This window comes from Bartonella saheliensis, from assembly GCF_902162175.1.
On sequence record NZ_LR607254.1, the window covers coordinates 1 to 6,240 of the forward strand.

Annotated in this window: 2 protein-coding genes and 1 pseudogene; all 3 read left to right on the plus strand. The window is 38.0% G+C overall.

Annotated features, from left to right (window positions below):
- On the plus strand, positions 1 to 326 hold a 326-nt coding region (locus tag FS875_RS09180; protein ID WP_144755961.1), incomplete at its 5' end, for a YadA-like family protein.
- 400 nt (positions 327 to 726) lie between these two features.
- Entirely contained in the window at positions 727 to 1,089 is a 363-nt protein-coding gene (locus FS875_RS09185) for a YadA-like family protein (protein WP_281282256.1), read from the plus strand.
- A gap of 835 nt (positions 1,090 to 1,924) precedes the next feature.
- Positions 1,925 to 6,240: pseudogene (locus tag FS875_RS09190) on the plus strand (hypothetical protein); the annotation flags it as partial.

A 6,240-nucleotide genomic window follows, 5' to 3' on the forward strand; every position in this document is an offset into this window, starting at 1 on the left:
TTACTGATATAGTCAACAATGGTGTTAGTGAGTCCAAAGCTTATACAGATATGAAGTTTGAGACATTAAATTATGCCATTGAGGATGTCCGGAAAGAGGCAAGACAGGCTGCGGCTATTGGATTGGCGGTATCTAATTTGAGTTATGACGATACACCAGGAAAATTAAGCTTTTCATTTGGTACCGGTGTATGGCGCAGTCAATCTGCCTTTGCTATTGGTGCTGGTTATATGTCTGAAAATGGAAAGATTCGTTCCAATGTGTCAGCAACGAGTGCTGGAGGTCATTGGGGCGTAGGTGCTGGATTTAGGATCACATTGAACTAACAGTAAAAAATTCAAAAACAAATTTCCCTTCTCTTAAAACTAAGATGAAGGGAAATTTTTTTAATACTTACGAATACCGATAGGGAATAAAGGAGTATTATCAACAAATATACTTATTTTTTACTGGTAAGCGTGTTGTGAAAAAGTTACTTATCATATTAAAGAGGAATGATTTGAGTAAGTTGTATTTTTCAGACTTTATTGTTGTATGAAGCGCAGCTTTGGGAATTTAAAAGTTATCTTTTTATTAAATGTTTTCTTTATAATAAAAACAGAGATAAAATAGCGTTTTTAGTCATAAAGGGGGATAAAATGCGCTGTACGTTATTTTTATGATGTTGCGAATGGTCAGATTATAGAGAGTCAAGTATTATCAGTTTCTATTTTCACTCAAGACTCTTTGCATGATTATACGGATGAGCGCTTTAACGATATTGTTAATAATACGGTCAATAATGCTGTTAATGAGACAAAATCTTATACAGATATAAAGTTTGAATCGTTAAGGTATGAAATTAAGAAACTTCGCAAAGAATCCAAACAGGCAGCAGCAGTAGGTTTAGCGGTATCGAATTTGAGTTATGAAGATACACCAGGCTCTTTAAGTTTATCGATTGGGACGGGAGTATGGCGCAATCAATCTGCATTTGCGATTGGAGCGGGTTACATGTCTGCAAATGGGAAGATCCGATCGAATATATCAGCTACGAGCTCTGGTAGACATTGGGGCATAGGAGCAGGTTTAAGAGTGAAACTGAATTGAAAGAGAGTCGTTAAGTTTTTCGATGGGTTTTGAAATTATATTTTCTTGTATGAAAAATTAAAATATTTTATTTTTACAATACGCTTTATAACGCAACATAATTATTTATAAATTGAGTTATAAGTTCTCATTATTTTTCTAAGTATTTTACTTAAATTGTTGAAAAAAGATCACACAACTCTGTAAATATATCCAAATTGATAAAAAGTTTTATTTTTTTATTGCTATTTCATTATAGAAAGAATATGACTCATAAAGTATCTTAGTAAGACTCATTTTGATCAAATAACAATTCAAAAGGGGGGAAGTAATGCGTAAAAGTTGGAAATATATCAAAGAGCCAAATTCACATCTTTACATTACGCTGAATAAGAACATGTTCTAGCAAAAAAATCTTCCAAAAATATTAAGGTATTTTAAAAATACAACCCTCTAACTTACGAAACCAAAAATATTGTCCCTTAGTGAAATAAAATGAATAAATAAAGATATTACTAAAACCTTCACTAAATAATCAGACAATTTAATAAGTAAAATGCTCTTAATATTTAAAAAAAACCAAAAATCTCCCTTCAAAGCTAGAGAGTAAACCGTAAACTTAAATTTTATTAGAATCTAAATGAGTCCTTTTTATGTCCATATAAACATATTTCAAAATTTTCGCATTTAGACGTTATTACAGAAAGCACACATAAAACATACACAAAGACTCAAAACGCCCTTATTTAAATATCCACACTCAATTCCCAATTTCATCTGAGTAAATGGATAACAATAAAATATGTCTTTTTTGTGTCTTGGTGTGTTTTCATATTTTTTCATTGGAGAGTTTGTTATGAAAAAATTGCATGCCACATCAAAGAGATCTAGTTTGAATGCTATGCCTATTTCTCGACGTTTATCTTTATTTGCAAAGCTTTCGTTGGGAACGGCAATGGCCATACTCTCATTGGGTGGATTTCCTGTGCTGGCTTCGAATCTTGCGATAACAGGAGCAAATATTTTAAGCGACAACGCTCCAGCGGTACGTTATTCTAGAGGCAGTCATGGTAGTGTTGTTTTTTCTGGTGATGATGATTTTTGCGGTGCGGATAATGTTATTGGTCGGGGAGGAGTCGCTAACCGTGGTGGGAAGAAAATAACTGCAGAAGAAGAATATCAGAGATTTCTCGAAGAAGTAAAGTTTGGAAATTTTTCTCCCTATAGTCAGAGCGATAAGCAACAAGTTTGGACTGGTAATGGGCGAACCAGTGGGGATATTGGTTATATGGGAGCTTTGACTGGTGGTGATACGAATATATTGCCTGAGGCTTTTGGTGTTTATTCTTTTGCCACCGGTTGTGGATCTGCTGCAATGGGGAGTTATTCAACGGCATTTGGTGCAAATGCAACAGCACGGACTGGGGGATCGCAAGCTTTTGGTGTTGCTGCACTTGCAAATGGGAAGGTGACAGTTGCTATTGGTATGGGGGCAGAAGCATCAGGAGATGCTGGGGTTTCTTTTGGTGGACTGACAAAAGCAAGTGGTGAACGTAGTGTTGCTATAGGTGAGAAGGCAAAGGCAACAGGAAAATTCGGTATAGCTGTAGGGAATGAGGCAGAGGCATCAAACGAAGATAGCATGGCTATAGGCCGTATGGCGCATGCTTTGGGAAAAAGCAGTGTTGCATTAGGTTCTGAATATAATGAAAAGAGTGAACATGGGGAGAATGATTATACCACTGCCAAAGCTGATTATTCAACAGCTTTGGGGGCTGTTTCTAAAGCTTTGGAGTATGGTTCAACGGCCGTTGGTCATCGTGCATATGCAACGAAAAAATACGCAGTTTCTATAGGGTTTTATTCAAAAGCAGAAGCAGATAACGCTATTGCTTTAGGTACTTATTCTATAGCGAATGTTGCTGCTGGTGTTGAAGGTTATGCCCCTTCTTTGAAGGGGGCGGCGACAAATACTAATTCTGTATGGAAAAGCACTTACGGCGCTGTGAGTGTTGGTGATATTGCTAACGGTAAAACACGACAAATTGGAGGAGTTGCAGCAGGTAGTGCGAATACTGATGCAGTGAATGTTGCGCAGTTAAAGTCATTACAAACCTATGTGGATAAGGGCTGGAAACTCTCTGTTGATGGTAAAAATGCTAAGGTTGTGGGAATAGACGATACAGTAGATTTTTCAGCTGGAAGTAACAACCTTAATATTACCAAAGGCGCAGGCGACAATAAGGTAAAATTTGATTTAGCAAAAAAACTTACACTGGAAAGCGTAGCAGCAGGGCAGAACATTTTTGATGCCACAGGCTTTAAAATTGCGAATGGTCCACAAATGACCACTACTGGTATTAACGCAGGCAGTAAAAAGATTACAAATGTAGCAATGGGTACTGATGATAACGATGCTGTGAATGTTGCCCAGTTAAAAAATGCTGTATCTACGTCTACAGACGAACTTTCTGAATGGGCTAACAACAGAGTAAGATTGGGTGTTCCTGATTTCTTTACCTCGAGAGGAAGTGTTGCGATAGGAGCAAACTGGCAGGAAAAGCATGGTGATGGTGCTGTTGTCTACAAAGGTCCCACGACAAAATCCGATTTTGCCATAGCTATAGGGACAAACACTTCAGTTAACAATAATTCTGAAGGTGGGATGGCTATTGGTTATTTTGCGACAGTGCAACCTAATATTAAGGGAGCTATTGCTTTAGGTGCTAACTCTCGTGCTAAAATTGGAGGGAATATTGCTGGTTATGATCCGAAGACAGGACAAGCCTCAGTATCAACAGGTATTGAATGGAGATCTAAGGAAGGTGCGTTGAGTATTGGTAACCCAGGACTTTTTACACGGCAGATTGTAGGTGTAGCCGCCGGTACTCAAGATACTGATGCTGTAAATGTTGCGCAGTTAAAAGTTTTAAGAGAACTGATTACAAAACAAGGAAGTTGGGGGCTTTCTGTTGACAATGGGGAGAATACCGTTATTGGTAGTGGAGATGTCTTAGGATTGACAGCCGGTAGTGAAAATCTCAGCATTACAAACGACATTAAAAAGAAGAAGGTTACATTTGATTTAGCAAAGAACCTTACGCTGGAAAGCATAAAAGCAGGGGATAATACTTTAGATGCCACAGGCTTGAAAATTGCGAATGGTCCACAAATCACGGTTGAGGGTATTGATGCAGGCAGTAAAAAGATTACAAATGTAGCAGATGGTACAGATGCGGCAGACGCTGTGAATTTTGGACAATTAAACAAAGCCAAGCAAGAAGTCCAAGAACAAATCGAAAAGCAAGTTGCATCTAATAGTTTTGTTAAACAAGATCCTGAAACGAAACATATTACCATTGGTAAGGAAACAGATGGTGATAAAATTGATATTACCAATAAAGATGGTGAGGCACGAACTTTTTCTGGTGTGAAAGCTGGTACAGGAGAAACGGATGCAGTGAATTTTTCACAGTTGAAGGAAGTCAAGCAAGAGATCAAAGACACAGTAAATGATGTTCAAGAGCAAATAGCTGCCAATAGCTTTGTTAAGCAAGATGCTGATACGCAACACATCACCATTGGTAAGGATACCGGTGGTGATAAAATTGATATTTCTAATAAAAGTGGTGAGAATCGTACACTTACAGGCATAAAGGCCGGTGAGCTCTCAGCAAGTTCAAATGAAGCAGTCACTGGTTCACAGTTGTTTGAGACAAATCAAAATGTCTCTAATCTCGAAACTGCTGCTACAGATATAGCTAAAACCTTTGGAGGCAATGCTGAATATAAGAATGGCAAATGGAAAGCTCCAACATTTAAGGTTCAAACTGTTGATAATCAAGGTAATAAAAAAGAAGAGGCGTATACAGATGTTACTACTGCCTTTGCAGGAGTTGGTACGTCTATCACGAATGTTCAGAATAAAGTTACCAATGATATAACGAATAAGTTCAATGAACTTAATCAAAGCATAACAAATATTACGCAACATGTTGCAGGAGATGCTTTATTATGGAACGATGATGAACAGGCATTTGTCGCACGTCATAAAAAGAAAGCAGAAGAACAAGGCAAAGAAACAGAAGCACAAGAAAACAGCAAAATTACACATCTTTTAGATGGTACTATTGCTTCTGACTCTACAGATGCCATCACAGGTTCCCAGCTTTATTCTACGAGCAACAGACTTGCGACCTCCTTGGATAAAGGTGCTGGTTATGATGCAGAAGGCAAATGGAAAGCACCTAACTTTAAGGTTAAAACTGTTAACTCTGAAGGCAAGGAAGAAGATAAGAACTATACAAGTGTAGCGGAAGCTTTTGAAGGAGTTGGTACTTCTTTTACAAACGTTCAGAATAAATTTACCGAGGAGATAACCAACCAGATTAATAATGCGATTACCAATGTACAAGGTGATAGCCTTATTAAGAAAAATAAAGAAACAAATCTCATCACGATTGGTAAAGAAGTAGCAGGTGATGAAATCAATATTGCCAATAAAGATGGTAACAATCGAATCCTTTCCGGTGTTGCAGCTGGTACTAAAAGCACCGACGCTGTAAATTTTGCACAGCTAAAAGAATTGACCAAAGGATGGAAAATTAACATGAAGCTCTATTTTGAAGATCCTATCGCTGAAGGGGTATCTTCAGTTGCTATAGGCTCTGGGGCATCTGCATTTAATGTTAACGCTATAGCTTTGGGGACGAGATCACAAGCAACAGCGAACGCAGGGGTTGCTCTAGGGGGGGATTCTGTAGCGGATGTTAATGGTGGTATTTGGGGTTATGATCCTTTTAAAGATGGTACAACAAATGAAATGGCTTATGAATGGAGAAGTGTATTAGGTGCCGTTAGTGTTGGTGATAATACTAATAAGTTTTCACGGCAAATTACAGGGGTAGCAGCGGGTCTTCAAGATAGTGATGCGGTGAATGTTGCGCAGTTGAAGTCCTTACGGGATTATGTAAATCAAGGTTGGAAACTCTCTGTTGATGGTAAAAATGCTCAAACTGTAGGGATAAAAGATACAGTAGATTTTGCAGCTGGAAGTAACAACCTTACCATTACCAAAGGCGAAGACGACAATAATGTAAAATTTGATCTCGCAAAGAGCCTTACACTGGAAAGCGTAACAGCAGGGCAGAATGTTTTTGATGCCACAGGCTT